The 25,413-nt window shown below is 74.2% G+C and carries 21 protein-coding genes; 10 read left to right on the top strand and 11 right to left on the bottom strand.

The genetic code is table 11. From position 1 onward, the window contains the following. From ACFYXK_RS17490 to ptsP, 3 genes are all read left to right on the top strand, one after another. Nucleotides 1–233: hypothetical protein (locus tag ACFYXK_RS17490; protein WP_389411880.1), on the top strand; the 233-nt coding region annotated here is incomplete at its 5' end. A gap of 334 nt (nucleotides 234–567) precedes the next feature. Beyond that, a complete protein-coding gene (locus tag ACFYXK_RS17485) occupies nucleotides 568–1,017 on the top strand; it encodes a PTS glucose transporter subunit IIA (protein WP_383511891.1) in 450 nt (149 codons plus the stop codon). Nucleotides 1,018–1,091: 74 nt separating this feature from the next. After that, on the top strand, nucleotides 1,092–2,762 hold the full coding sequence (ptsP, locus tag ACFYXK_RS17480; protein WP_389411879.1) for a phosphoenolpyruvate--protein phosphotransferase: 1,671 nt from the start codon (nucleotides 1,092–1,094) through the stop codon (nucleotides 2,760–2,762). Nucleotides 2,763–2,831: 69 nt separating this feature from the next. On the opposite strand, the gene ACFYXK_RS17475 is transcribed toward ptsP, so the two are convergent. Continuing rightward, on the bottom strand, nucleotides 2,832–3,773 hold the full coding sequence (locus ACFYXK_RS17475; protein ID WP_389411878.1) for a hypothetical protein: 942 nt from the start codon (nucleotides 3,771–3,773) through the stop codon (nucleotides 2,832–2,834). Between the two features lie 63 nt (nucleotides 3,774–3,836). Further along, complete coding sequence (locus ACFYXK_RS17470) at nucleotides 3,837–5,819, bottom strand: acetoacetate--CoA ligase (protein ID WP_389411877.1); 1,983 nt, start codon at nucleotides 5,817–5,819, stop codon at nucleotides 3,837–3,839. Nucleotides 5,820–6,009: 190 nt separating this feature from the next. Here ACFYXK_RS17470 and ACFYXK_RS17465 point away from each other — a divergent pair, with 190 nt between their 5' ends. Both ACFYXK_RS17465 and ACFYXK_RS17460 read left to right on the top strand, forming a co-directional pair. Further along, on the top strand, nucleotides 6,010–8,514 hold the full coding sequence (locus ACFYXK_RS17465; RefSeq protein WP_389411876.1) for a glycoside hydrolase family 31 protein: 2,505 nt from the start codon (nucleotides 6,010–6,012) through the stop codon (nucleotides 8,512–8,514). Between the two features lie 76 nt (nucleotides 8,515–8,590). Next, nucleotides 8,591–9,169, top strand: coding sequence for a hypothetical protein (locus ACFYXK_RS17460; RefSeq protein WP_389411875.1), 579 nt, complete (start codon nucleotides 8,591–8,593; stop codon nucleotides 9,167–9,169). 44 nt (nucleotides 9,170–9,213) lie between these two features. Here ACFYXK_RS17460 and ACFYXK_RS17455 read toward each other — a convergent pair whose 3' ends face one another. Then, nucleotides 9,214–9,726 carry an NUDIX domain-containing protein gene (locus ACFYXK_RS17455; protein ID WP_383511901.1) on the bottom strand — a complete coding sequence of 171 codons (513 nt, stop codon included), beginning with the start codon at nucleotides 9,724–9,726 and terminating at the stop codon, nucleotides 9,214–9,216. Between the two features lie 29 nt (nucleotides 9,727–9,755). Between ACFYXK_RS17455 and ACFYXK_RS17450 the strand changes: the two genes are divergently transcribed. From ACFYXK_RS17450 to ACFYXK_RS17435, 4 genes are read left to right on the top strand one after another with little or no spacing between them, the layout of a single operon-like run. Then, nucleotides 9,756–10,448, top strand: a complete 693-nt coding sequence (locus tag ACFYXK_RS17450) for a M15 family metallopeptidase (protein WP_389411874.1) — start codon at nucleotides 9,756–9,758, stop codon at nucleotides 10,446–10,448. Between the two features lie 13 nt (nucleotides 10,449–10,461). Continuing rightward, nucleotides 10,462–10,830, top strand: coding sequence for an Mpo1-like protein (locus ACFYXK_RS17445; protein WP_389411873.1), 369 nt, complete (start codon nucleotides 10,462–10,464; stop codon nucleotides 10,828–10,830). Nucleotides 10,831–10,871: 41 nt separating this feature from the next. Further along, entirely contained in the window at nucleotides 10,872–11,336 is a 465-nt protein-coding gene (locus ACFYXK_RS17440) for a Zn-ribbon domain-containing OB-fold protein (RefSeq protein WP_389411872.1), read from the top strand. After that, nucleotides 11,333–12,523: a lipid-transfer protein gene (locus ACFYXK_RS17435; RefSeq protein ID WP_389411871.1), complete on the top strand. Its 1,191-nt coding sequence runs from the start codon at nucleotides 11,333–11,335 to the stop codon at nucleotides 12,521–12,523. Before ACFYXK_RS17440 ends, ACFYXK_RS17435 begins: the two co-directional genes overlap by 4 nt. Nucleotides 12,524–12,759: 236 nt before the next feature. Here the strand turns inward: ACFYXK_RS17435 and ACFYXK_RS17430 are convergent, their stop codons facing one another. Genes ACFYXK_RS17430 through ACFYXK_RS17415 form a run of 4 tightly spaced genes read right to left on the bottom strand, consistent with a single transcriptional unit; the run spans nucleotide 12,760 to nucleotide 17,068 of the window. Then, complete coding sequence (locus ACFYXK_RS17430; protein ID WP_030303389.1) at nucleotides 12,760–13,386, bottom strand: ATP/GTP-binding protein; 627 nt, start codon at nucleotides 13,384–13,386, stop codon at nucleotides 12,760–12,762. Beyond that, entirely contained in the window at nucleotides 13,367–13,831 is a 465-nt protein-coding gene (locus ACFYXK_RS17425; protein WP_389411870.1) for a DUF742 domain-containing protein, read from the bottom strand. The genes ACFYXK_RS17430 and ACFYXK_RS17425 overlap by 20 nt, the downstream gene beginning before the upstream one ends. 10 nt (nucleotides 13,832–13,841) lie before the next feature. Further along, nucleotides 13,842–14,279, bottom strand: coding sequence for a roadblock/LC7 domain-containing protein (locus tag ACFYXK_RS17420; RefSeq protein ID WP_030162639.1), 438 nt, complete (start codon nucleotides 14,277–14,279; stop codon nucleotides 13,842–13,844). After that, entirely contained in the window at nucleotides 14,276–17,068 is a 2,793-nt protein-coding gene (locus tag ACFYXK_RS17415) for a nitrate- and nitrite sensing domain-containing protein (protein WP_389411869.1), read from the bottom strand. The genes ACFYXK_RS17420 and ACFYXK_RS17415 overlap by 4 nt, the downstream gene beginning before the upstream one ends. A 347-nt stretch (nucleotides 17,069–17,415) precedes the next feature. On the opposite strand from ACFYXK_RS17415, the gene ACFYXK_RS17410 reads away from it, so the two are divergent. Then, a complete protein-coding gene (locus ACFYXK_RS17410; protein WP_389411868.1) occupies nucleotides 17,416–17,907 on the top strand; it encodes a hypothetical protein in 492 nt (163 codons plus the stop codon). Nucleotides 17,908–17,941: 34 nt separating this feature from the next. Here ACFYXK_RS17410 and ACFYXK_RS17405 read toward each other — a convergent pair whose 3' ends face one another. The 4 genes from ACFYXK_RS17405 to ACFYXK_RS17390 all read right to left on the bottom strand — a co-directional run bounded on the left by ACFYXK_RS17405 (nucleotide 17,942) and on the right by ACFYXK_RS17390 (nucleotide 25,275). After that, a complete protein-coding gene (locus ACFYXK_RS17405; RefSeq protein WP_389411867.1) occupies nucleotides 17,942–22,630 on the bottom strand; it encodes a hypothetical protein in 4,689 nt (1,562 codons plus the stop codon). Nucleotides 22,631–22,706: 76 nt separating this feature from the next. Continuing rightward, nucleotides 22,707–23,609: a hypothetical protein gene (locus tag ACFYXK_RS17400; RefSeq protein WP_327363324.1), complete on the bottom strand. Its 903-nt coding sequence runs from the start codon at nucleotides 23,607–23,609 to the stop codon at nucleotides 22,707–22,709. Further along, nucleotides 23,606–23,773, bottom strand: a complete 168-nt coding sequence (locus ACFYXK_RS17395; RefSeq protein WP_389411866.1) for a hypothetical protein — start codon at nucleotides 23,771–23,773, stop codon at nucleotides 23,606–23,608. Before ACFYXK_RS17395 ends, ACFYXK_RS17400 begins: the two co-directional genes overlap by 4 nt. Next, entirely contained in the window at nucleotides 23,770–25,275 is a 1,506-nt protein-coding gene (locus ACFYXK_RS17390; protein ID WP_389411865.1) for a hypothetical protein, read from the bottom strand. Before ACFYXK_RS17390 ends, ACFYXK_RS17395 begins: the two co-directional genes overlap by 4 nt. Nucleotides 25,276–25,413: the final 138 nt, after the last annotated feature.

Genomic DNA, 25,413 nt, shown 5'->3' with positions numbered 1-25,413 from the left:
ATCCACCGAAGTGGACGGGGTATCAACTTCTGGCGTTGATTTTTGGCACGCTGTTGAGTTCTCAAGGAACGGACGCTTCCTTTGTACTCACCCTCATCGGGCTTTCCTCCGGGCTTTCGTTCTTGCGTTTCCGACTCTATCAGAGCCGATCCCGCTTGCTTTCCAGGTCCTTCGCTTTCGCGTTTTCCCTTTCCGGCGATTCCGACTCTATCAGGGCTTTTCCGGCTCCCTGACCACTCACCCGATTTACCGAAAAGGCATACGAGGAGAAGTAGAGATCAAGATCGGCACTGAAGAGGAGGAGTCCCGTCCATCGGCTGTTCGCGAGATGTTCACGCGGCACGTCCTGGCGGGAGTCACGACAGTACAGGGCCCGTGGTGCCCAAGCAAATCGATTCAGGCGTATGGTCTAGTCCACTACGTCGTCGCGGCAGCGTTTCGTGGCCTCCGGCAGGGGGTGCACTCACGCGAACCGGGACGTGTCATGACATACCCTTCAAAAAGTATGCCGCCGCAGCACAGGCTGTGACGGCGACACGATGAAGCCCCACCCCTGGGAGGCCCCCCATGACCAGCGTGACGTCCCCACTTGCCGGGCGCGCCATCGGACTCGCGGCAGTGCCCGATCCGGTGTTCTCCGGCGCAATGGTGGGTCCCGGCACCGCTATCGACCCCGTGCGTGAGCCCTCGGAGGCGGTGTCCCCCGTCGACGGTGTGATCGTCTCCCTGCACCCGCACGCCTACGTCGTCGTCGACGGCGAAGGACACGGCGTACTCACCCACCTCGGGATCGACACCGTCCAGCTCAACGGCGAGGGCTTCGAGCTGCTCGTCAACAAGGGCGACACCGTGACCCGCGGTCAGGCCGTCATCCGCTGGAACCCGCAGGCCGTCGAGGAAGCCGGCAAGTCGCCGATCTGCCCCGTCGTGGCGCTCGAGGCCACCCCCGACTCGCTCGGCGACGTGAACGAGGACGGCGACGTCAAGGCCGGAGACGTTCTCTTCAGCTGGCAGTGACGCGTCCGCCCCATACAGGCGGTCGGACATCCACCGCGGCGGCCGGGGCCGCCGCTCAATCGGAGACGGGTGAAATGGAGACAACGCTGCGAGGCGTCGGCGTGAGCCACGGGGTGGCGATCGGCGAGGTGCGGCACATGGGCACGGCGGTTCTCGAGCCGCCGGCCAAGCAGATCACCGCGGACGAGGCGGAGCGCGAACAGGGGCGCGCCCGCAAAGCCGTGGAGGCTGTGTCCGCCGACCTGATGGCGCGCGGCCAGCTGGCCGGTGGCGAGGCTCAGCACGTGCTCGAGGCCCAGGCGATGATCGCCACGGACCCCGAGCTGATGGCGGACGTGGACCGGCGCATCGCTGTCGGCAGCACCGCCGAACGCGGGGTGTACGACGCGTTCGCCTCGTACCGCGACCTGCTCGCGGGGGCCGGGGAGTACATGGCCGGGCGGGTGGCCGACCTGGACGACGTGCGGAACCGGATCGTGGCGCGACTGCTCGGCGTGCCGATGCCGGGTGTGCCGGACAGTGACGAGCCGTACGTGCTGATCGCGCGGGACCTGGCGCCCGCCGACACCGCTCTGCTCGACCCGGCGCTCGTCCTCGGCTTCGTGACCGAGGAGGGCGGCCCGACCAGCCACAGCGCGATCCTCGCGCGGGCGCTGGGCGTGCCGGCGATCGTGGCGCTGCCGGGTGCCGGGGAGATCGCCGAGGGTACGGTCATCGCCGTCGACGGCAGCACCGGTGACCTGTTCGTCGAGCCCACCGCCGAGAAGCGGGCCGAGCTGGAGGCCGCGGCCGCCGAGCGCAAGGCCGCTCTCGCGGCCTCGTCCGGTCCGGGTGCGACCTCGGACGGCCACAAGGTGCCGCTGCTCGCCAACGTCGGCGGTCCGGCGGACGTGCCGGCGGCCGTGGAGGCCGGGGCCGAGGGCGTGGGCCTGTTCCGTACCGAGTTCCTGTTCCTGGACGACAGCAAGAAGGCGCCGTCCGAGGAGAAGCAGATCGAGTCCTACCGCAAGGTGCTCGAGGCCTTCCCCGAGGGTCGTGTCGTCGTACGCGTCCTGGACGCCGGTGCCGACAAGCCGCTGGAGTTCCTGACGCCGGCCGACGAGCCGAACCCGGCGCTGGGCGTGCGTGGTCTGCGGTCGCTGCTGGACCACCCGGACGTGCTGCGCACGCAGCTCACCGCGCTGGCCAAGGCGGCCGAGGGCCTGCCGGTCTACCTCGAGGTCATGGCCCCGATGGTGGCCGACCGGATCGACGCGAAGGCGTTCGCGGACGCGTGCCGCGAGGCCGGGCTGAAGGCGAAGTTCGGCGCGATGGTGGAGATCCCCTCCGCCGCGCTGCGGGCGCGCTCGATCCTTCAGGAGGTCGAGTTCCTGTCGCTGGGCACCAACGACCTGGCCCAGTACGCGTTCGCCGCCGACCGTCAGGTCGGTGCGGTGTCGCGGCTGCAGGATCCGTGGCAGCCGGCGCTGCTCGACCTGATCGCGATGTCGGCCGAGGCCGCCAGGGCGGAGGGCAAGAGCTGCGGTGTGTGCGGTGAGGCTGCTTCCGACCCGCTGCTGGCCTGTGTGCTGACGGGTCTGGGTGTCACCTCTCTGTCGATGGGTGCCGCTTCGATCCCCTATGTGCGGGCGACGCTCGCCAAGTACACGCTGGCCCAGTGCGAGCGTGCCGCTGCCGCGGCGCGTGCGGCGGACAGCGCCGAGGAGGCCCGCGTGGCGGCTCAGGCGGTGCTGTCCGGCGAGTAGCGGGGCAGGGTGGTGTCGATCGAGGGGCCTTCGCCGGTGGCGGGGGCCCCTCGGTCGTCTCCGGGCCGGCTAGTGGTGCGGGGTGGGGCCGTCCACGTCGTAGCCGGGGCAGTATTCGACGCCGGGTTCGGGGGCCACCGGGTCCCCGGTGTCGGCGTCCGTGCAGTAGGCGTTGAACACGGCCGCCGCGGAGAGCGGGACCAGGCGTCCGCGGTCGAGGCGCCAGCCGTGGACCCGGTCGCTGAAGCCCCCGGTGGTGCTGCGCAGCACCAGTCCCCCGGGGCCGCCGAGGGCGAGGCCGGCGGCGAGGACCGTCACGAAGTCGAGGCTTTCGCGGCCCTCGATGCGCGGTGGGCCCTCCGGGGTCTCGGTGGCTTCGGCGTGCAGGACGGCGAGGAGCTGTTCGTCCTGGGTCGGGACGCTGCACACGAGGTGGTGGTGCCCGAGTCCGGCGCCGTCGACGAGGCGGGTGAGCGTCTCGGCGGCCCGGGTGAAGGAGGCCTGGCCGATGTCCTCGCCGCAGTCGGCGCAGTTTCCGACGCCGGCGAGCAGGGAGGTGGCGTACTCCCAGGTGGCCCGGCGGACCGCCTCGTCGACGAGGAGCGGGACGAGTTCGTCGATGGGCTGGCCGGTGTAGGGCAGTGCGGCGCCGGCGCCGGCCAGTTCGGCGGTGAAGCGGCTGCGGGCGGCTGCGGTGTCCGGGTCGATGCCGTGTTCCGTGCAGAACTCGGCGTACTCGTCGGGGTCGAAGAGGGCGACGGTGGTGTGGATGCCTTGGGCCGCGAGGGAGCGGAGCAGGCCCTCGACGTGGCGGAGGTAGTCGCCGTAGTCGTCGTGGTGGTCGAACGTGAAGGTGCGGTAGTCGCGCATGGCCGCGAAGTCCCCGGCGTCGGCCAGGAGGCCGACGGTGCTGGGGACTTCGCGGCGCAGCATGCGGCGCCGCGTGGTGCGGCCGCCGGCCTGCGCGGCTCGGCCGGTGGTCTGACGGTTGGTGTGGCGCGTCCGTGGCATGGCTCCCCCTGAGTGGCGCATTCGATTGCTCACTCACAGTAACCAGGACCACTGACAGTGACCTCAGTCGCGGGTGCGGGTGCGGGCCAGCTCCTCGTAGAAGTGCAGGAGCTCGAGGTTGTCGACCGAGCCGGGGTTGACCGCCTTCGCCATGGGCGTGCCCTGGAGGAGTCGCTTGACCGGGACCTCGATGCGCTTGCCCGTGAGGGTGTGCGGGATGCCCGGGACCTCGATGACCTCGTCGGGGACGTGGCGCGGGGAGAGCTCCTCGCGGATCGTCGCCTTGATGCGGGCGCGGAGCTCGTCGTCGAGGGCGGCGCCGGGTGCGAGGTGGACGAACAGCGGCATCCAGTAGCCCCCGTTCGGCTCCTCCAGGCCGATCACGAGGGACTCCTTGATCTCGGGGAGCCGTTCGACGGCCTCGTAGATGTCGGCGGAGCCCATCCGGACGCCCTGCCGGTTCAGGGTGGAGTCGGAGCGGCCGTGGATGATCACCGAGCCGTGGTCGGTGATGGTGATCCAGTCCCCGTGGCGCCAGACGCCGGGGAACATCTCGAAGTAGCTGTCGCGGTAGCGGCTGCCGTCCGGGTCGTTCCAGAAGTGGATCGGCATGGAGGGCATCGGGTTGGTGACGACCAGCTCGCCGACCTCCCCGGTCAGCGGCTTGCCGGACGGGTCCCAGGACTGCAGGTCGGTGCCCAGGCAGGCGGCCTGCAGCTCGCCGATGTGGACGGGGAGGGTGGGGACGGCGCCGGCGAAGCAGCTGCAGACGTCGGTGCCGCCGCTGACGGACGCGATCCAGAGGTCTTCCGCCACCTCGTCGTGGAGCCAGCGGAAGCCGTCGGGCGGCAGCGGTGAGCCCGTGGTCGCCACGCACTTCACGGCGGAGAGGTCGAAGTCGCGCGCCGGGTGCACGTCCGCCTTGCGGCAGGCCATGACGTACGCGGCGGAGGTCCCGTACAGGGTGGCCTTGGTCCGCTCCGCGATCCGCCACTGGGCCCCGGTGTCGGGGTAGCCCGGGCTGCCGTCGTACAGGACGACCGTCGTACCGGTCAGCAGGCCGGAGACGAGGAAGTTCCACATCATCCAGCCCGTGGAGGTGTACCAGAAGAACCGGTCCTCGGGGCCGAGGTCGCAGTGCAGGCCGAGCTGCTTGAGGTGCTCCAGGAGGATGCCGCCCTGGGACTGCACGATCGCCTTGGGCAGGCCCGTCGTACCGGAGGAGTACAGCACCCAGAGCGGGTGGTCGAAGGGGACGGCCTCGAAGACCGGCTCGACGGCGGCGGAGGTCAGGTCCGACCAGGTGAGGGCGCCCTCGGGGGCGGCCGTACCGAGCAGCGGGATGTGGACGACCGCGCGCAGCGAGGGGAGCTCGGCGCGCAGTTCGGCGACGGTGTCGCGGCGGTCGTGCTCCTTGCCGCCGTAACGGTAGCCGTCGACGGTGAACAGGACCACCGGCTCGACCTGCTGGAAGCGGTCGAGGACGCTGCGGGCGCCGAAGTCGGGGGCGCAGGACGTCCACACGGCGCCGACGGCGGCGGTGGCCAGCAGCGCGGTGACGGCCTCGGGGATGTTGGGGAGGTAGCCGCTCACCCGGTCGCCGGGGCGTACGCCGAGGGCGCGCAGCTCGGCGGCGAGTGCGCCGACCTGGCGGCGGAGCTCGGCCCAGGTCACGGGGGTGGCTTCGTGGGTCTCGTCCACGTACAGGAGGGCGGCGTCGTCCGCGCGCGCCGGGTCCTCTGCGGCGCGCAGGGCGTGCTCGGCGTAGTTGAGCTCGGCACCGGTGAACCAGCGCGCGCCCGGCATGGAGCGGTCCGCGAGGACGGATTCATACGGGGTGGTGAACCGGACCTCGAACCACTCCGCGACGGCCTGCCAGAAGGTGTCGAGCTCGTCGACGGACCAGCTGTGCAGGGCGGGGTAGCCGCCGTCCGCGGGGGCTCCGAACCGCTCCGCGGCCCAGGCCTGGAACGCGGTGATGCGGGCCGCGGCGATGCGGTCCGGGCCCGGGGACCAGAGGGGTTCCGGCGGGGTGGCTGAGGTCATGGGTCGGCTCCCGGTCAAGTCTGCGGCTCGCGCGTGGTGTGCGTACGGTGCCATCGCGCGGTGGGTGTGCGCGCGGCGGCTCACAGGGACCATGCCATGCGATCTAGATCCGCACCAGAGGGGTCATGGACGAGTGAACGGAAGTTGAACGCAGCCCGCTCGCCCGGCGGCCGGTGGCAGGGTGAGCAGCATGAACGGTCGCGATCTGGTGCGTGCGGTGAAAGAGATCGGTACGGAGCGCGGACGGCGCGCGTGGCGCTCGGCCTGGCGCCACCGGCGCGCGGACGCGGTGGGGCTCCCGCGCCGGGGCGCGGAGCGGGCCCGGGTGCCGGGTCTGCTGACGGGTACGGAACCGCGGCCGGGCGGCGGGGTGCTGAGGTTCGCCCGGTCGGAGCTGCTCGTACGGGTCACGGCGGGCGGCGCGGTGTTCTGGGGCTGGGACGGGGCCGGGCCCGCGCCCTCGTACGCGCTGGTCGGCGGCGGCCCGGAGCCCGACCCGCGGGCCGTGCTGGAACCGGACACGGGCGGCGGCTGGCGGGTGGTGTCGGAGCGGGTCACGGTGGCGGTGTCCCGGCACGGGGCGGTCGAGGTCCGCACGCCCGGCGGGACGGTGCTGCGCCGGGAGCTGCCGCCGCGCTGGTGGGAGCCGGCGGAGCCGGTCGCCGGTGAGCCGGTCGAGTCGCGGTGGCTCCAGCGGGCCGAGGTCCCGGCGGACGCCCGGTTCTTCGGGCTGGGCGGGCGGGCCGGCGGGCCGCGGCTGCGCGACGGGGTGTACCGGCTGTGGAACACGGACCCCAAGGGCGGCTTCGGCCCGGGCGACGATCCGCTGTACATCACCATGCCGGTGCAGATGGTGGTCGCCGACGCGGGGACCCACCTGGTGTTCCACGACAACTCCTGGGACGGCCGGGTGGCGCTGCGCGAGGGCGAGGAGGGGGCCGGCTCGGGGGCGGACCGGCCGGGGTCGAGCGAGCTGCGCATGGAGGGCGGGCCGCTGCGGTGCTGGGTGCTGGTGGGGACGCCGGCGCGGGTGCTGCAGGGCTGGTCGGGGCTGACCGGTGGGGCCGCCGTACCGCCCGAATGGGCGCTCGGGTACCAGCACGCGCGGTGGGGGTTCGGGAGCGCGCAGGAGGTGCGGCGGGTGGTGTCGGGCTACACCGCGCGGGGGCTCCCGCTGTCGGCCGTGCACCTGGACATCGACCACTACGACGAGCACCGTGTCTTCACGGTCGACAAGGAGCGGTTCCCCGATCTGCCGGGGCTGGCGCGGGAGCTGGGGGAACAGGGCGTACGGCTCGTCTCGATCGTCGACCCGGCGGTGAAGGCGGGCGACGCCGTCCACGCGTCGGGCCGCGCGGTGGGGGCGGGCGGGGCCTTCGTACGGGATGCGCAGGGGCAGGAGGTGCGGGGCGAGGTCTGGCCCGGTGAGTGCGCGTACCCGGACTTCACGGATCCGGCGGTGCGCTCGTGGTGGGGCGGGCTGTACGCGGAGCGGCTGGAGCAGGGCTTCTCCGGTGTGTGGCACGACATGAACGAACCGGTGTCCTTTGCGCCGTTCGGGGACATGACGCTGCCCCGTTCGGCGCGGCACGCGATGGACGGGGCCGGCGGGGACCACCGGGCCGCGCACAACGTGTACGCGCTCGGCATGGCGCGGGCGGGCTGGGAGGGGCTGGTGCGGCTGCGGCCCGACGAGCGGCCGTTCCTGTTCTCCCGGTCGGGGTGGGCGGGGATGCAGAGGTACGGGGGTACCTGGTCCGGGGACGTCGAGACCGGCTGGGAGGGGCTGCGGGCCTCGCTCGCGCTGGTGCTGGGGCTCGGCCTGTGCGGGGTGCCGTACTCGGGTCCGGACGTCGGTGGTTTCGGGGGCTCGCCCTCGCCGGAGCTGTATCTGCGCTGGCTCCAGCTGGGGTCGTACCTGCCGCTGTTCCGGACCCACTCGGCGATCTGGGCGGGGCGGCGCGAGCCGTGGGAGTTCGGGGCGGAGGTGGAGGAGCGGGCGCGGGCCGTGTTCGCGGAGCGGGAGCGGCTGAGGCCGTACTTCCTGACGCTGGCCCAGCTGGCGCGGCGGACGGGGGCTCCGTACGTACGGCCGCTGTGGTGGGGGGCGCCCGAGGACCGGGCGCTGCGGGACTGCGAGGACGCCTTCCTGCTCGGCGATGCGCTGCTGGTGGCGCCGGTGCTGGAGTGCGGGGCGGACCGGCGGGCGGTCCGGCTGCCCCGTGGGCGGTGGTACGACACCGCGACGGGGGCGGCGTACGAGGGTCCCGGGCAGATCCTGCTGGACGCCCCGCCGGGGCGGATCCCGGTACTGGCCCGGGCGGGGGCGGTGCTGCCGGTCCGCCGGCCCGGTGAGGGCGGGGTGGCCCTGGAGGCCTGGGCTCCGGCGCGGGGGCGCACGGGTGGCGGGGTGGTGATCCGGGACCCGGGGCCGGGCTTCGAGCCGGGCGAGGTCGAGCGGTACACGGTGCGGTGGCTGGGGGACGCGGTGGTGGTGGAGAACGAGGCCGGGGAGCCGGTGGAGGGGGTGGAGGTACGGGGGCTCGAACGCGAGGGACCGGTCGGGGCGGGTTCCGAGACGGGATCCGGGGCGGGATCCGGCTCGGCTCCGGCATCGGCGTCCGGAGCCGCTTCCGGCTCGGCTCCCGCATCGGGCTCCGGGGCGCGTTCCAGCGCGGATGCAGGTCCGCTCTAGGCCGCCGGGGGATCCTGCCCCGTGCGGCGGCGACCGGCCCTGGTGCCGTCGGAGCCGTTCGTTCAGGGGGTTTGTGATGGTCTTGGCGAGCCCGGCCGACCCGGTGAGGCCTGCGCGGGTCCACGCGCCCGGGCTGCGGGCGCTGCGCCGACCGCGCCGGTGGGACATCGCGCCGGGAGCCGAGGTCGTGGGCGCGTGCCAGCTGCTCCTGGCGTGGGGGCTGCTCGTCGCGACGCAGCGGACGTCCCCGGTCGGGTTCCTGGTGATGTTCGGGGTCGGGTCGGTCGCTGCGGTGGCGGTGGGCTTCCTGCACGGGCTGCTGCTCGTCAAGCCGTTGGCGCTCCTGGGGCGCCTGACCGCCCGTCTGACGGCGTGGCCCGAGCCGGTCGCGGTCCTGGTCCTGCTGGTGCCGGTCTCGGCGCCGCCGGCCCTGCTGGTGCACGAGTGGTTGCGCGACCACGTCGCGTCGGCTCCCGGGTTCGGGGTGCTCTGGGCGTGCACGGTGGCGAGCGCGGTGCTCCCGCTGGTCGCGGGGGCGTGGCTCCGGGCCCGGCCGGTGCCGTCGAGAGCGCTGTGGGGACGGGGGCTGATGGTGACGGCGGCGGCCGTCGCGCTCCTGACGATGGCGGGCCTCGTGATGGACCTGGGCGTATGAGCAGCGGGCGTCCGGCCGGCCTCCCGCCGGGCCGGACCGCGCCGTCAACCGCCGTAGCGTCCCGCGAACCACGCCGCCGCAGCCTGGGTGTGCAGCGGGAACGCCAGCTGGGTCGGGGTGCGCAGGACGTGCCAGCCCGTGGTCTCGTCCGTCGGGGCCGACGGCGGCAGCGATGCCGTCGGTCGCAGGGGCAGGAGTCCGAAGAGCAGCAGGTGGCCCGCCGGGGAGCTCATCGCGTCGGCCAGGACGACGTCCGAGGCCGGGGCGCGGATGCCGGTCTCCTCGCGCAGCTCGCGGACGACCGCGTCGCGCCAGTCCTCGCCGAAGTCCATGAAGCCGCCCGGCAGGGCGATGCCGCCGAGGGCCGGCTCGATGGTGCGGGTGATCACCACGAGGCCGGTGCCCGCCTCGTCCTCGACCGGGAGCAGGGTGACGGCCACCGGGAGCGGGTTGCGGTACGTGACGGCGCCGCACGCGGCGCACGTACGGGGCCAGGCGGTCGTGTCGAACAGCGAACCGCAGGTGGAGCAGTGCGAGTCCCTCGGCTGTACCTGCATGCCGTGATGATATGCCAAGGGGTATGAGGATGACTGCAGTTGCGGGGGTCATGGGTTGTGCGGCGATGCTCGCCGGCGGCGGCGCCGGCGGCTCGGCGCCGCCCGGGTTCGTGGCGCTGGCCGAGGTCGATCCCACCATCGGCCAGGACATCAAATACGCCACCGCGGACAATTTCACGGGCGCGGTCGTGGACGGGTACGAGGAGCCGGTCTGCCTGCTCGCGCGCCCCGCGGCCGAGGCGTTGCACCGCGCCCAGCGGGAGCTGCTGCCGCGCGGGTACTCGCTGACGGTCTACGACTGCTACCGGCCGCAGCGCGCGGTGGACCGCTTCGTGCGGTGGGCGGCGGATCCGCAGGACCAGTCCACGAAGGCGGAGTTCTATCCGGACGTCGACAAGGAGCGGCTGATTCCCGACGGGTACATCGCCGAGAAGTCCGGGCACAGCCGCGGGAGCACCGTCGACGTGACGCTGGTGCGGCTGCCGCTGCGGCGGCCCGTCGACATGGGCACCCCGTTCGACCGCTTCGATCCGCTCTCGCACACCGACAACCCCAGGATCACGGGCGCCGCCCGCGCCAACCGCAAGCTGCTCGGGCAGACGCTCGCCGCACAGGGCTTCGTGAACCTGCCCGAGGAATGGTGGCATTTCACGTTCAAGCCCGAGGCCTTTCCCGATTCCTCCTTCGACTTCCCGGTCTCTGTCGCCTCGGTGCGGCCGTGAGTACCGTGCCCGCATGACATTCGCTTCGTACGAGGAGTTCTGGCCCTACTACGTCGCCATGCACTCCCGCGCCGCCACGCGCTGGGTCCACCTCACCGGCACCCTCACCGGGCTCGCCCTCACCGCGTACGGCCTGGCGCGCGGCCGCAAGCGCTGTCTCGCGGCGCTCCCGCTCATCGGGTACGGGACCGCATGGCCCGCGCACTTCCTGCTCGAGAAGAACAACCCGGCCACGTTCGGGCATCCGGCGTGGTCGCTGCGCGGGGACGCGCAGATGATCCGGATGATGCTGGCCGGGCGGGACGCGGAGCTGGCCGAGATCGCGCAGAAGTGGCTTGCCGGGAACCCGTGCCAGGGCCGCCCGCCCGTGACAGACTTCTGACGATCCGTCAGATGTCTGTGACTGGCTAGGGAGGGGTTCCCTTGGGACGCGCACGCACCCCCGTCGTGAGCGGGTGGTTCACCGAGGACGGACCGGACGGCGGCGGCTTCCGGCTGCTCGGCACCCGGTGTTCCGCCTGCAGTGCGGTGTTCTTCCCGCGCGAGGACGCGTACTGCCGCAATCCGCACTGCCCCGGCGGCGGCGAGCTCGCCGAGGTGCCGCTCTCCCCCCGAGGGCGGGTGTGGTCCTTCACCGACGGGCGCTACCGGCCGCCCGCGCCGTACGTCTCCGACCCGGACGCGCCCTGGGTGCCGTACACCCTGGTCGCGGTGGAGCTCGAGGCCGAGGGGATGGTCGTGCTCGGGCAGACGGTTCCCGGGGTCACGGTCGCCGATCTGGCGGTCGGCACGGAGGTCGAGGTGGTCGGCGGCGTTCTGAACGAGGACGCGGGCACCGGGACCGTCTGGACCACCTGGCAGTTCAAGCCGACGGGAGGCACCGCGTGAGCGCCGACATCGCCGTCCTCGGGGCCGGGATGCACCCCTGGGGCAAGTGGGGCCGCAGCTTCGTCGAGTACGGACGGGCCGCGGCCCGGACCGCGCTCGCCGACGCCGGGCTGGAATGGGCCGACGTCCAGTCGATCGTCGGCGCCGACACCGTGCGCTCCGGCTACCCCGGCTACGTGGCCGGCGCGACCTTCGCGCAGGCCCTCGGCTGGCAGGGCGCGCGGGTGACCAGCGTGTACGCGGCCTGCGCCTCCGGGGCCCAGGCCATCGGGGCGGCGCGGGCGCAGATCCTGGCCGGTCTGGCCGACGTCGTCCTGGTGGTCGGCGCGGACGCGGCGCCCAAGGGGTTCTTCGCCCCGGCGGGCGGGGACCGGCCGGACGATCCGGACTGGCTGCGGTTCCGCGTGCTCGGCGCCACGAACCCGGCGTACTTCGCCCTGTACGCGCGCCGCCGCATGGCCGTGCACGGGGACACGCTCGAGGACTTCGCGCAGGTGAAGGTCAAGAACGCCGCGGCCGGCGCCCTCAACCCGCACGCCCGCTACCGCAAGCCGGTCACGGCCGACGAGGTCGCGCAGTCGGCGGTCGTCGCCGATCCGCTGCGGCTGCTCGACATCTGCGCCACCTCGGACGGGGGCGCGGCGCTGGTCCTCGGCAGCATGGACTTCGCGCGCTCGCGCGGGGTCACCGATCCGGTGCGGATCCGGGCGGTGTCGACGGTGACGCCGACGTATCCCCGTACGGTCCTCGACCTCCCGGACATCGCCACCGACTCGGTGACCGCCGTACGTCCGGCGCCGGGCTCGTTCCGGGCGTCGATCGCCCGTGCCGCGTACGAGGAGGCCGGGATCGGCCCCGGGGACCTCTCGCTCGCCGAGGTGTACGACCTCTCCACCGCCCTGGAGCTGGAGTGGTACGAGGACATCGGCCTGTGTGCCGAGGGCGAGGGGGCCAAGCTCGTACGCGAGGGCGCGACGGCGCTCGGCGGGCGGGTTCCGGTGAACGCCAGCGGCGGGCTGGCCTCCTTCGGGGAGGCGGTCCCGGCGCAGGCCATCGCCCAGGTGTGCGAGCTGACCTGGCAGTTGCGCGGTACTGCCGGGGACCGGCAGGTGCCGGGGGCCCGGGTGGGGATCACCGCGAACCAGGGGCTGTTCGGGCACGGATCGGCCGTCGTCGCGGTGCGGTGAGGGTGGCGGCGCAGGTGACGCCGGCGGCTACGCCGGGGTGACGGCGGCGGCCGGGCGCGGACCCTGAACAGGGGCTGTTGTCCGAATGCTTGACGGCCCCCGGCAGCAGGTTCACACTCGCTCCACAGTCCCGCGCCGCGTACGACGCCGCGACCGGGACCCTCCGTCCCCCCATGAGAGCTGCGGCCCGTACCCCAGTCGGCGGGGGTACGGGCCGCCTCCTGTGCGTCCGGTCCTCAGGTCCCCGCGGTCAGGCTCCGGCGCCGGGCCCGCGCCAGTGACATCGCGTGTTCCACGACCCCGACCAGCACGTCCTTCACCGACTCCCGGTCCCGGGCGTCGCAGAGCAGCACCGGCACCTCGTGATCGAGGTCGAGCGCCTCCCGTACGGTCACCACCGGATGGCGTTCGGCTCCGTCGAAGCAGTTGACGGCCACCACGAACGGGATGCCCCGCCGCTCGAAGTAGTCGACGGCGGCGAAGCAGTCGGCGAGGCGGCGGGTGTCGGCGAGGACCACGGCGCCGAGCGAGCCCTGGGCCAGTTCGTCCCACAGGAACCAGAAGCGGTCCTGTCCGGGCGTGCCGAACAGGTACAGGACCAGGTCCTCGCGCAGGGTGATGCGACCGAAGTCCATCGCCACGGTGGTGGTGGACTTGCCCTCCACTCCCCCGGTGTCGTCGATGCCGACGCCCGGCTCGGACAGCAGTTCCTCGGTCCGCAGCGGTCTGATCTCGCTCACCGCACTGACCAGGGTGGTCTTGCCCACCCCGAAGCCGCCCGCGACCAGGATCTTCAAGGTCAGCGGCTCGACCGGCGACACGGCGTGCATGGCACCGGTGCGGCTAGAGCGCCCGAAGGCCATCGATCACCTCACGCAGAATGGATTCATCGGGCAGTTCGGCCGGCGGTACCGGCCGGGTCACATGGACCAGTTCCTCGTCGACCAGGTCCCCGATCAGGACCCGTACGACCCCGACCGCGAGGTCGAGTTCGGCCGCGAGCTCGGCGACCGACTGCGGGCGCTCCCGGCACAGCCCGAGGATGTGGGCGTGTTCCGGGGACAGGGTCATGTCCCAGACCGGATCGTCGGCCGCCGGTTCGGCGACGACGAGCGCGATCAGGTCGAGCCGGTGCTGGCCGGCGTGGCTGGTGCGGCCGCGGGTCATGGCGTACGGGCGGACGACGGGGCCCGCTTCGTCGTCGAACCAGTGCGGGTGGGCGGGCTCCTGCGGCGCCCCGGGGGTACCGGGGACGCCCGCGGGGTGGTCCGGGCGGTGGTCCGGGCGGTGCCGGCCTGGATCGCTCATACCGTCCGCCTCACCCTCCGGCTGGCAGCCCGGAGCGGGGAGCGGTCGCCAGGTGGTCGCCTACCCGCTTGACCATGAGGGTCATCTCGTACGCGACCTGCCCGACATCGGAGTCGGCGTCGGAGAGCACGGCCAGGCAGCTGCCGTCGCCGGCGGCCATGACGAAGAGGAAGGCCTCGTCCAGCTCGACGACGGTCTGCCGGACGCTGCCCGACTCGAAGTGGCGGCCGACGCCCTTGGCCAGGCTGTGGAAGCCGGAGGCCACGGCGGCCAGGTGCTCGCTGTCCTCGCGGGTCAGGTCCTTGGAGCTGCCGGTGGGCAGGCCGTCGCCGGAGAGGACCACCGCCTTGCGGATGCTGCCGACCCGGTCGACGAGCTCGTCGAGGAGCCAGTTGAGCGGACCGGAGCCGCGGCCCCGGGTGTCGTTGCCGGTCTGCGGTGCGGTCATCGACCGTCCCCCTCGTTCTCGGATCCGGGACCGGTGGCGGCGGAAGTGCCTGCCGCGGTCCCGGACTGCTGCTGTGCCTGCTGCTTGCGGCCCGCCGTCCAGCCCCGCTGGAGTGCGGTCATGCGCGTACGTACGTCTTCCGCGTCGCGGTGGACCACGGGGTCCGCGGCGGCTTCGGCGGGTGCGGGGGCCGGGGTGTTCTTCAGCTGGGGCGCCAGGCTGGCCTGGCGGACGCGCTTGGGCAGCCCGCCGGGGCCCTCGGCGGGAGCGCCGCCGGGCCGGACGGCACCGGGTGCGGCCGCGCCGGGGCGGACGCCCGGCTCCGGGTCCGGCGCGGGCTGCGGGACCGCGGACACCGGGCGGGGCTCGACGCGGCGGCCGTGCTCGGCGACCAGCGTCGGGGTGGGCCTGCGGCGCGGGAGCGGTACGGCGCCCGAGGACCGGGTCCCGTCCGGGCGGGCGCTGCGGATCGCCTCGGGGCGGTGGCTGTCGAGGCGGACCGGGCCGGTGGGGGCCCCCGGCTCCCGGTCGCGGTCGCGGTCCCGGCCGCCCTTGCGGTCGGTGTGCGGCCGGTCGGCCGGGCGGAGCCCCAGCAGGGCGCTGCGCGGGGTGCCGTTCGGCGGGGTCTCGTCGTCGAGCGTGGCCATGGCGGGGCGGCCGCCGACGCCGGTGAGCCCGGTGGTGACCTCGTCCAGGGCGGCGGGGTCGTCGAGGCCGTCCAGCCCGAGCACGCCGAGCGGGGGCTCCAGTTCGACGGGGCCGCGCAGTTCGGGGGCCGGCAGCTGGCGGCCGGCCGCGGTGCGCTCCACGGCGGCCGGGGCGGGCCGGGCGGGGCCCTGGCCGTTCGCCCGGCCTCCCTTGCCGTCGCCGAGGCGCAGGCCGGTGCCGTTGGTCTCGGGGGCCTCGGTGAGCAGGGCCGCCGGGAGGAACACCACGGCGGTGGTGCCGCCGTACGGGCTGGGCTGGAGGACGACCTTGACGCCGTGGCGCTGCGCGAGGCGGCTGACGACGAACAGGCCGAGGCGGTCGGTGTCGGAGAGCTCGAACTCGGGGGTCTCGGCGAGCCGGAGGTTCGCGTCGAGCAGCGCCTCGGGGTTCATGCCGAGGCCGCGGTCGTGGATCTCGAGGGTGAAGCCGTTGGCCACGCGCTCGCCGTGCACCTGGACGGCGGTGTGCGGCGGGGAGAACACGGTGGCGTTCTCGAGGAGCTCGGCGACGAGGTGGGTGACGTCGGCGACGGCGGGGCCGGCTATGCCGAGCCGCGGGAGCCTGCGCACCTCGATGCGCTCGTAGTCCTCGACCTCGGCGACGGCGGCCCGCACGACGTCCATGAGCTGGACGGGCTTGCGCCACTGGCGGGAGGGGGCGGCGCCGGAGAGGATCACGAGGCCCTCGGCGTGGCGGCGCATGCGGGTGGTCATGTGGTCGAGGCGGAAGAGGTCGGCGAGCTCCTCGGCGTCCTCGGTGCGCCGCTCCATGGTGTCGAGCAGGGTCAGCTGGCGGTGCAGCAGGACCTGGTTGCGGCGGGCGAGGTTGACGAACACCTCGGAGACGCCGCGGCGGAGCTCGGCCTGTTTGACGGCGGCCTCGACGGCGGCGCGCTGGAGGGTGTTGAGGGCCTGGCCGACCTGGCCGACCTCGTCCTTCTCGTACTCCAGGCGCGGGGCCTCGGTCTCGACGTCCACGTGTTCGCCGGCGGCGAGGCGGCGCATCACGGCGGGCAGCCGGACGCCGGAGACCTCGTGGGCCTCCTTGCGGAGCCGGGACAGGTCGCGGACGAGGTCGCGGCCGATGCGCACGGACAGGACGACGGAGACGAAGAGGGCGATGAAGCCGAGGACGCCGGCGATGGCCGCCTGGACCAGGACGTCCATGGCGACGGGTTCGACGCGCTTTTGGTAGCGGTCGCCGGCGGCGGTGCCCATGGCGGCGAGGTCGTCGAGGACCTTGTTCGCGGCCTCGTCCCACTGGGCGGCGGTGATGCGCGGGTTCTTGCCGGCGCCGCCGGCGAGGAACCGCTCCTCGGCATCGCGCAACGGCTTGGTCTCGGGGCTGCTCCAGTACTGCTCGAACAGCTCGCGGTCGTCGGCCGGGAGGATCGCGAGGTTGAACTCGTAGAGCAGGGTGCGGTTGGCGGCGAAGTCGGAGACGTGCCGGATGTCCGCGGCGCTGACGTTGCGGGCGGCGAGGGCGGCGGCGATGACGGCGTCCTCGCGGGAGAGCGTCTCGCGGGCGCGGGTGATGCCGACCAGGGCGCGGCCCTGCTTGTCCATCTCCACGTTCTCGAGCGCGTGGAGGTTCATGAGGAACTCGTAGCAGGGGTCCACGAGCCGGCTGTAGAGCTCCAGCGCCTGGCTCGGGTCGAGGGTGTTCTGGTCGACGGAGCGGCGCAGTGCGCCGATGCCGTGGAAGGCGTCGAGGATGGAGTCGAGGCGCTGTGCGGCCGCCGGGGCCAGCTCGTCGGCGACCTCGGGGTCCTTGGCGTTGCGGCCGATCCGGTCGACGAGCTCGTCGGTGGCGGCGCGGCGCTTGGCGAGTTCGGCGGTGGCGGTGGAGGCGCGGGGGTCGCCGAGGACGACGAGGGTCTGGCGGCGTTCCTTCTGGATGACGCGGACGACGTCCTCGACGGGATAGCCGACCTTGTCGATGACGTAGGCGACGTCGAGGAGCTGGACGGCCTGGCGGCCCGTGATCACGGTCGCGAAGCCCCAGAGGGCGGTGAGGGAGATGAGCGGCACAAGGAGCAACGCCACGATCTTCCGGCGGATGGACTTCCCGCGAAAGCGCATGGCCTCCCCAGCCTCCCCCAGCTCAACCCCGTTGGCGGGGGTCGGTGTTCCGTCATTTAAACGGCGTGAGCCTACTACTGCCGGGGAGCGGCTTCGAAGGCGTGTCCGGACGTTTTCGGCCGGACGCCCAGGCATAGATCACGAGTTGTCCGACACATCCGGTCAAGTGCGGCCCGTTATGTGGCAGATGACACTTGGTGGGGTGTGAGTTCCCGCAACCGGATGGATGGCTGGAATTCTTCGTTCCGGGATGGGCAGGTGCTGGGGAGGAGTCCGGGATACGGGAATCTCTCGGCGACGTCGAACGTCTATCCGTTCGAGGGGATTCGTCGGGGCGGGAGCGTGCGATGGGGAACTACGAGGACACCGGCGCGGCGCTGGGCACGCCGGGGCGGTCACTGTGGGAGGAAGAACCGGCCCGGCGGCGCAGGATGCCGGACCCGGTGCGGGACTCGGCGGTGCGGGCGGTGCTGATCGTGGCCGTCACGCTGACCGAGGCGACGGTCACCTTCTTCCTCATGCTCACCGGCTCGTGGCTGGCCCTGCCGATGGGGATCGGCGCGATAGCCGGGACGGTCGTGGCCACCTGGGGCGTGCTGGACGTGCTGATCACCCGGCAGATGTGGAACCAGCGCTACGGGGTGGTGTCGGAGCCGAGCAGCACGGCGCGGGACCGTCGGCGCGAGCGGCGCCGGGCCAGCCGGGAGGCCCGCGCCGAGGCGGCTGCCGGGGCCGATCGAATACGGCTGCGGGGCGGCGCGGGCGCGGGCGCCCGGCCGGCCGTGTGGCCGCCTCCGGGCGCCGACAGGCGCTACCAGGCGAGCTCGGGCCGGGGCTGACCCGCCCCGGGCCTGACCCGCCCCGGGCCCGCGGTCAGGAACCGACCGTGGAGCGGCGGAACATGCGGGTCGCCGTGATCTCGCCGTGGATGGTCTCCTCCTCCGGGGACTGCTGGGGCAGGCCCGGGCGCAGGTGCTCCTCGACGCTGATGTACTTCAGGCCCGCCCGCAGGTCCGCGTCGTTGCGCAGCCGGATGACCAGCGGGAACTCGGCGAGGGCCGTGGTGTCGAACAGGCCGGTCGTGTAGAGCAGCTGGACGCCGAGCGCGTCGGACACGGCCCGCTGGAGTTCCAGCAGGTACGTGGCGTTCGCGCGGCCGATCGGGTTGTCGAGGAACAGCGTGCCCGCGTGGCGGTGCTTGTCGCGGCCGCGGTCGTTGCTGCGCAGCGCCGCCATCGTGCAGTACAGGGCGATCGCGGCGGTCAGCAGCTGGCCGCCGGAGAACACGTCGCCCATCTGGCCCACCGGTACGCGCTCGGCGCGCAGCACCGCGTCCGGCTTGAGGATCTCGACCGAGATGCCCTTGGGCTCCAGGGCCGCCTGGACTCCGCGCAGCAGCAGGGACATGCCGTCGCGGCGGCCCTCGCCGAAGGAGGCACTGCTGTTCTTCTTCACGGCCGTGCGGGTGGCCTCGTCGATGACCTCGCCGAGGCGCTCCGTGAGGGTGGCCTGGTCCGGCTCCTCGAAGCGGATGCGCAGGAACTCCTGGCCCGACCACTCCCCCAGCCCCTCGGGGAGCTGGGAGAGCCGCTGGGCGGAGCGCAGGGTGGCCAGGGCGGACTCCACCAGTCCGCGCAGCCGGTCGACGATGCTGTCGCGGTTGCGCTCCAGCTGGGCCAGCTCGTCGGTGAGGACGCGCAGCCGGGGCGCGAAGGCCGCGGCCCAGGCGGCGGCGTGCTCGGGCAGGGCAGAGGCGGGCAGTTCGCGGATCTGCTGGCGCGCGGGGGTGCGTACCTGCTCGTAGCGGTTGGCGTTGGCGTGGCGGACCAGGATGTCGCTCGCCTCGCGCACGGCCGACTCGGCGGCCGAGAGGTCGGCGGCGCAGCCGCGCAGGGAGCGGCGGGCCTCGGCGGCGGACTGCCGGGCCTCCTCCAGCGTGCCCGGGTGGGCGGCCGGCTCCTGTTCGTCGTCCTGGTGGGCGTGGTCGCGCAGCAGGTCCCGCAGCATCGCCGCGGTCTCGTCGAAGCCTCCGGCCCCGTCCTCGGCGGTGCGGTGGGCGCGCAGCAGGTCGGCGTGGGCGGCGCGGGCCGTCTCCACGGCCGCGGTGAGCGCGGCGAGCTGGGCGGTGGCGGTGCGCAGGAAGGCCTGGGCCTGTTCGACGTCGCCGGGGATCAGCTCCTCGGGCAGGTCGGTGTGCGCCTCGCCCTCGGTGGGGGCGTGCCGTTCGGCCTCGCCGCGGAGCCGGCCGAGCTGCTCGCTCGCGGTCGACGCACGGGTCTCCAGCATCTGCACGAGGGACTCGGCGCGGGCGGCGGCCGCCTGGCGGGAGGGGCCGTCGGCGCCGTCGGTGCCTTCGAGGAGCTGGGCTGCGCGGGTGCGGACCTTGTTGGTGAGCCGGTCGAGCTCGGCGAGGGCGGCGCTCTCGTCGCTCTCGGCGCGGGCCTGCTCGGCGCGCAGGTCCGCGCCGACGCCGACCTTCTCGTACAGCCGGGAGGCGGCCCGGTAGGCCTCGCGGAGGTCGGGCAGCGGCGCCCTGGCGGTGCCGTCGTCCTCGGGCAGCGCCTCGGGGGCGCCGGCGATCTCGGCGCGCTCGGCGCGCAGCGCGCGGGCGGTACGGCGGGCGTCGTCGGCCGCCCGCTGGGCTGCTCGGCGGTCCTCGTCGGCGGCGCGGGCCCGGTCCAGGCAGACCTCGGCGCGGGCCTCGGACTCGGCGGCCTCGTCGGCGAGTTCACGGACCTTGGCCTGCCAGCCGGCGCGCTCGCGCAGGCGGAAGGCGAGCCCGGCGAGGGCGTCGGCGGCCCGGCGGGCCCGCTGGGCGGTCTCCTGGCGCTCGTCGCGGACGCGGGCGGCGTCGGCGGCGGCCTCGTCCGCTTCGGCGCGCACGGTACGGGCCTCCGCCAGCTCGGCGTCGGCCTCCTCGGCGAACGCGCGGGCGGCCTCGGCCTGCTGCGCCAGCTCGGCGAGGCGGCCGGGCGGGCAGCCGGTGCGCCAGGAGGCGAGGCGGGCGGCGAGCTCGCGGTCACCGGCGAGGCGGGCGGCCAGGTCGCGGATCTCGGTGTCCCGGGCGGTGGCGCGGGTGCGCAGCGCCTGGCGCTCCTCGTCGGCGGCGTGCTCGTCGTGCATGGCCGGGTTCGGCGGTACGAGGAACACCCCGGCGTCGCTGTCCGCCGCGGGCGGTACGGGCGCCAGCAGGGCGGCGGCCGTACCGACGGCCACGGTGGAACGGGGCAGCAGGGCTGCGCCGGAGAGGACCTCGCGGGCCCGCGCGTGGGTGTCGGGGTCGGTGATGACGACGCCGTCGACGAGCTCGGGGCGGGCGGCGAGGACGGCGGCGTGGTCGGCCGGGTCCACGGACTGCGCGAGGTAGCGCCAGCCGGGCAGGGCCGGGATGCCGTGTTCGCCGAGGTACTCCACGGTGGCGAGGACGTCGGGGCCGGGCGGCAGCAGTCCGCCGTCGCCGAGCGCGCCGAGGATCCGGGCGTCGTCGGCCGCGGCGGTGCGCAGCTCGAACAACTGGCGCTCGGCCGCCCCGACTCCGCGGGTGAGCAGTTCACGCAGGTCGTCGGCGTTGCGGTCGAGGTCGTCGACGCTCAGCCCGCCGGCGGCTGCGGGGTGGCCGGGGGCATCGGTGCCCGCGCCGTCCGCCGGGGCCGGTTCTGCTCCGGCCGAGCCGGGCTGCGCGCCCGTACGGGGGTGGGGGAGGAAGGCCTCGGGGACGGACGGGAGGCCCAGGAGTTCCGCCAGGCGGGGGGAGGCTGCGAGGGAGGCGGCCGCCCGGTGCTCGGCGTCGTGCGCGGCCTCCGCCGCGTCGGCGGCGTCCGCGGCCCGGGCGGCGGTGAGTTCGGCGCGGGATTCCGCGCCGGCCGCCTCGCGTGCGGCGTCGGCGGCGGTGCGCGCGGCCTCGCGGGACTCGTCCCAGGCGGCCACGGCCGTCTTCTCGGCGTCACTGGCGGCGAGGGCCGCGCGGGCCGGGTCCGCGTCGGGCGCCGAGTCGTCGAGCCAGCCCGCCCGGACGGCCTCGTCGGTCTCCTGCCGGACCTCGGCGAGCCGGGCCCGCAGGTGTTCGGCCTCGCTGCGGGCGCGCTGGGCTGCCGTGGCGGCGGCGGTGGCATCGCGGTGGGCGGCCTCGCCCGCCTCCTGGAGGCCGGCGGACCGCTCCTCCTCCTCGTTGGCGACCCGCTCCCCGTCCTCGGCGGCCGTGTGCAGGGCCCGTACGAGCGCCGCGGCGGCCGTGGCGCGCGCGGCGAGCGCCGGGGCGGCGTCCCGTTCGGCCTCCAGGATCGCGGCGGCGACCCGGGCGGAGCGGTCGGACGCGGCGCGGTGGCGCAGCACGATCTCGGCGGCCTGCCACGCGGAGTGCAGGGTGCGGGCTTCGAGGAGCTCGCGGCGCTGGGCCGCGGCGGCCTTGTCCGCGACGGTCAGCGCCAGCGAGGCGTGCCGGTAGGCGAGTTCGGCGGAGACGGCGGCGCTGCGGGAACGCGCGGACTCGGCGGAGGTCACCCCGTGGGCGGCGCCGGTGACCCGCTGGGCGAGGTCGGCGGCGCGGCCGCGCTCCTCGGCGGCGCGGGCGGACAGCCGCCGGGCGAGGGTGCGCGTACGGCGTTCCGCGCCCGCGTGCACGTCGCGGAGCCGGGAGCGGGTCTCGGCAGCCTCGACGATCTTGGTGAGCAGGTCCACCGAGCCGGCGGTGAAGTCCCGCTCGGCCATCAGCTCGGAGCGGCGGCCGAGCTTGTTGCCGAAGCCGTGGACGAGGTCGGCGAGGCCGTCGGTGTCGCGGGTGTCGGTGACGGCACGCAGCAGGAGGTCGGTGAAGTCGGAGTCCTTCTTGACCGCGAAGAGGCCGGCGGCCTCGCCCTCGTCGGCGTTCATCTCGCGCTGGTAGCGGAAGAGTTCGGGGTCGAGGCCGAGTTCGGTGAGGTGCTCGTTCCAGCGGTCGTGGATCTCCTCGAAGTACACCTCGAGGTGCGGGTACGCCTTGCCGGCCTCGGTGAGGGCGTCGCGGAAGCCCTTCATCGTGCGGCGCCGGCCCTGGGCGCCGGAGGCGCCTTCGACGGGCGGGCGGACGGCGGTGGCCTCGGCGACGGGGAGGTTGTCCAGGCTCAGGCCCGGGCCGGGGCGGAAGGAGTACCAGGCCTCGGCGAACTTGCGCGGGTCGTTGGAGACCTGGCGGCCGCGCCACTCGCTGACCTTGCCGACGACCACGCATTCGCCGGTCTGGGTGTGCTGCCACTCCAGGGCCACGTGCCCGCAGTCGTCGGCGAGCAGGAACTTGCGCAGGACGCCGGAGCTGGCGCCGCCGAGGGTGTTGCGGTGGCCGGGCAGCATCACCGAGAAGATCAGCTTGAGCAGGACCGACTTGCCGCCGCCGTTCTCCAGGAAGAGCACGCCGGCGGGCGCCGGGCGGCGCGGCGGGCCGGTGGGCTCGTCCTCGAAGAACTCCGCCTGGGCGGGCGCCGGGTGGGGCACCGGCTCGCCGACTCCGCGCAGGTCGAGCACGGTGTCGGCGTAGCGCGCACCGGCGGGCCCGATGGAGTAGAGGCGGATCCGGGACAGCTCGTACATGGCGGCGGACTCTCGTTGTTTCTCGGTGTGTCTCGGTACGTAGGGCAGGTCGGGCGGCGGTGCTCGGCGGCGGGACTCAGGCGTGGAAGGGCAGGCCGGCGTCGGCGGCGAGCTCCAGGTCGTCGCCCTCGGGCGGCGGGAGCAGGCTGGCGGAGCCGTCGCTGACGGGGACCACGCCGAGTTCCAGGAGCTCGGCCATGGCCGCGCTGCCCGCCATGTCGCGGACCTGGAGCTGGTAGCGGGGGGTGGTGCGGTAGGTGCCGCCGGCGTCGTCGCCGGTGCGCTGGAGGAAGCCGGAGTCGGTGAGGAAGGCGGCGGCCTTGCCGACGATGCCGGTGGTGGAGCCGGCGAGGCGGCGCGCGTCCTTGGTGGCGCCGGTCGCACTGCGGCGGGCGTAGACGCGCCAGGCGGCTTCGAGGCCGGGGGCGTCGGTGGCCGGGTCGGTGTTCTCGCCGAGCTCCTCGGCGCGCTCCTCGAGGCGGCGGCAGGTCTGCCGGACGAACGCGTCGACGCCGTTGACGGTGACGCGGCCGATGTAGCCGTCGTCGGCGAGGTCCTCGGGGCGGGGGAAGGCCAGGGCGGCGACGGCGAGGTGGGCGAGGCCGTGCAGGAACCGGTCGGCGGAGTCGGCGGTGGTGCGGCGGGCGTAGTCGCCCATCCGGACGGCGAAGACGGAGTCCTCGCCGGCGGCGACGGCCATGCCGGCCCGCGGGGACACCTCCAGGACGACGAGGCCGAGGCCGGTGGCGACGGCGTCGGCGAGGCGGCCGAAGGCCGGGTCCTCGCGGTAGCGGCGCAGCAGTTCGGCGTACTCGGCGTCGCGGGCGGGGAGCAGCTTGGGCTGCAGCCCGAAGGCGACGAGCCGGGCCGCGTCCGCGGCGTCGGCGGGGGTGACGGACCCTCCGGGGGCGGGCGCGACGGGAGCCGACGGGGCGTCGGGCTCGCTCCACGCGGGGTTCTCGGCGTGGTGGTCGCTCACGGGTGGGTCTCCTCGGCGGTACGGGTGGTCACGGTGGTGCGGGTGGCCATGGTGGTGCGGGTGGTCACGGTGGTGCGGGTGATGGCCGCGGCGGCGGGCCGACGTCCGGGCCCGCGCGGAGCCGGGGGCGCTTTGCGCCCGGCCCGGCTGGCGGCGGTGTTCACGCCGCCTCCGTGCGGTCGGCCGTCATCGCGGCCGCGTCCAGGAGGGCCGTGCCGACGATCAGGTCCGCGCCGCCGAACTCGGGGTCGTCGAGCTCCGTGCCGTCGTCCACCGCGAAGAGCAGCCGCTCCTCGCCCTGCCGGTAGGCCGTGCCGACCGCCGGGCTCGCCGCGTGGACGGCCAGCAGGGCCACCAGGTACGGCAGGTCCGGGTCGCTGCGCCGGGCCTCGGCGAGCAGGCCCGACAGCCGGCGCGGGGCGTCGTGCGGCAGGTCCAGGAGCTCCATCGCGGCGGCGAGCTGCTCCTCGCTGAAGCGGCTGTCGTCCGGGGTCGCGATGAGGTCCGGCTCCGGCATCTCGGCGCCGAGGTGCTCGCGCTCCACCGGCGGCGTCAGCAGTATCTCGACGAGGTCGGCGACGCGCACGGAGACGGGCGTGCGCAGGCCCGCACCCGCGGCGAAGAAGGCGTCGGTGACCCGCCCGGCCTGCGCGACCGGCAGCGGCAGGATCGGGGCGACGAGCTGCCCGTACAGGTCGATCCCGGAGCGCGGCGCCGGCGCCGCGAAGGCCTGCCGGTCCTGCTCGGCACGGAACAGCGGGCCCGCGTCCAGCAGCCGCGACTGGAGCTGGGTGTGCCGGCGGATGCAGTCCTTGACGATGTCGACGAGCTCGGCGGCGCGCCGCTTGTTCTCCGGCTCCTCGGCCTCGTCGCGCGCCTTTCGGATGTTCGTCAGGATCGCGTTCTCGTGCCGGTAGCGGTCGGCGACGTGATCGAGGGCCTCCTCGATCATGTCGGGCACGGACCGGAGCCAGTCCACCGCCCGGACGTTGCGCCGGGTCGCGTCCAGCGTGCGGCGCAGCGTCTCGGCGTACTGGACCGTGCGGTACCGGGCCTGCTCGGCGGCGAGCTGGGCGTCCGCCAGCCGGCCCCGGCTGATCAGGACCTCCAGCTTCACCTCGGCCGCGATCTGCGCGCTGGTGACGTCCGTGTCGAGGGCGCCGACCAGCACGTTGACGGCCTCGTCCGTCGTACGGAGGTAGACCGCGCCGCCGTAGCCGGGGACCTCTTCGATCAGCTTGAAGTCGTAGTCCCGCCGGACGTACACCCCGTCCGGGCCGAACGTGCCGTAGATCGCACGGAAGCCCCGGTCGACACTGCCCACGTTGATCAGGTTCTCGAGCACCCAGCGGGCCACCCGCTCGTGCTCGGCGGCCGGTCGGTGCGGTGCCTGCGCGGCGATGCGCGGCAGCAGCCGGGCCACTATCTGCTCGTGGTCGGCGCCGGTGTCGAAGTCCATGTTGAGCGTGACCAGGTCGATCGCGGCGAGCGCGACCTCCGCCATCGCGTAGATCCCGTACTCGCCGGCGAGATTGGCCTTGCGTACGTCGAGGTCGTGCAGCGGGGCGGTACAGGCGAGCGCGCGCAGCCGCCGGGCCAGGCCCTCGTCGGCGGCCGGGCCCGGCGCCGGGGACGGAAGGGTCTTCGCCGGGGCAGGGAGAGTCACGGACAAAGACTAGGCGCTGACACGGACAACATCCCAAACGGCATGGTTCGGCCGGATCGGTCCCGGGCGCCTGCGGACGCGCCGCCGACGTGCCGCCGAACGCGCGGCCGAACCCGTCACCGCCGTGTGGGCGCTGTT

This window comes from Streptomyces sp. NPDC002209, assembly GCF_042890265.1.
Taxonomy (GTDB): Bacteria; Actinomycetota; Actinomycetes; order Streptomycetales; family Streptomycetaceae; genus Streptomyces.
This window is presented reverse-complemented; position numbering and strand designations above follow the sequence as displayed.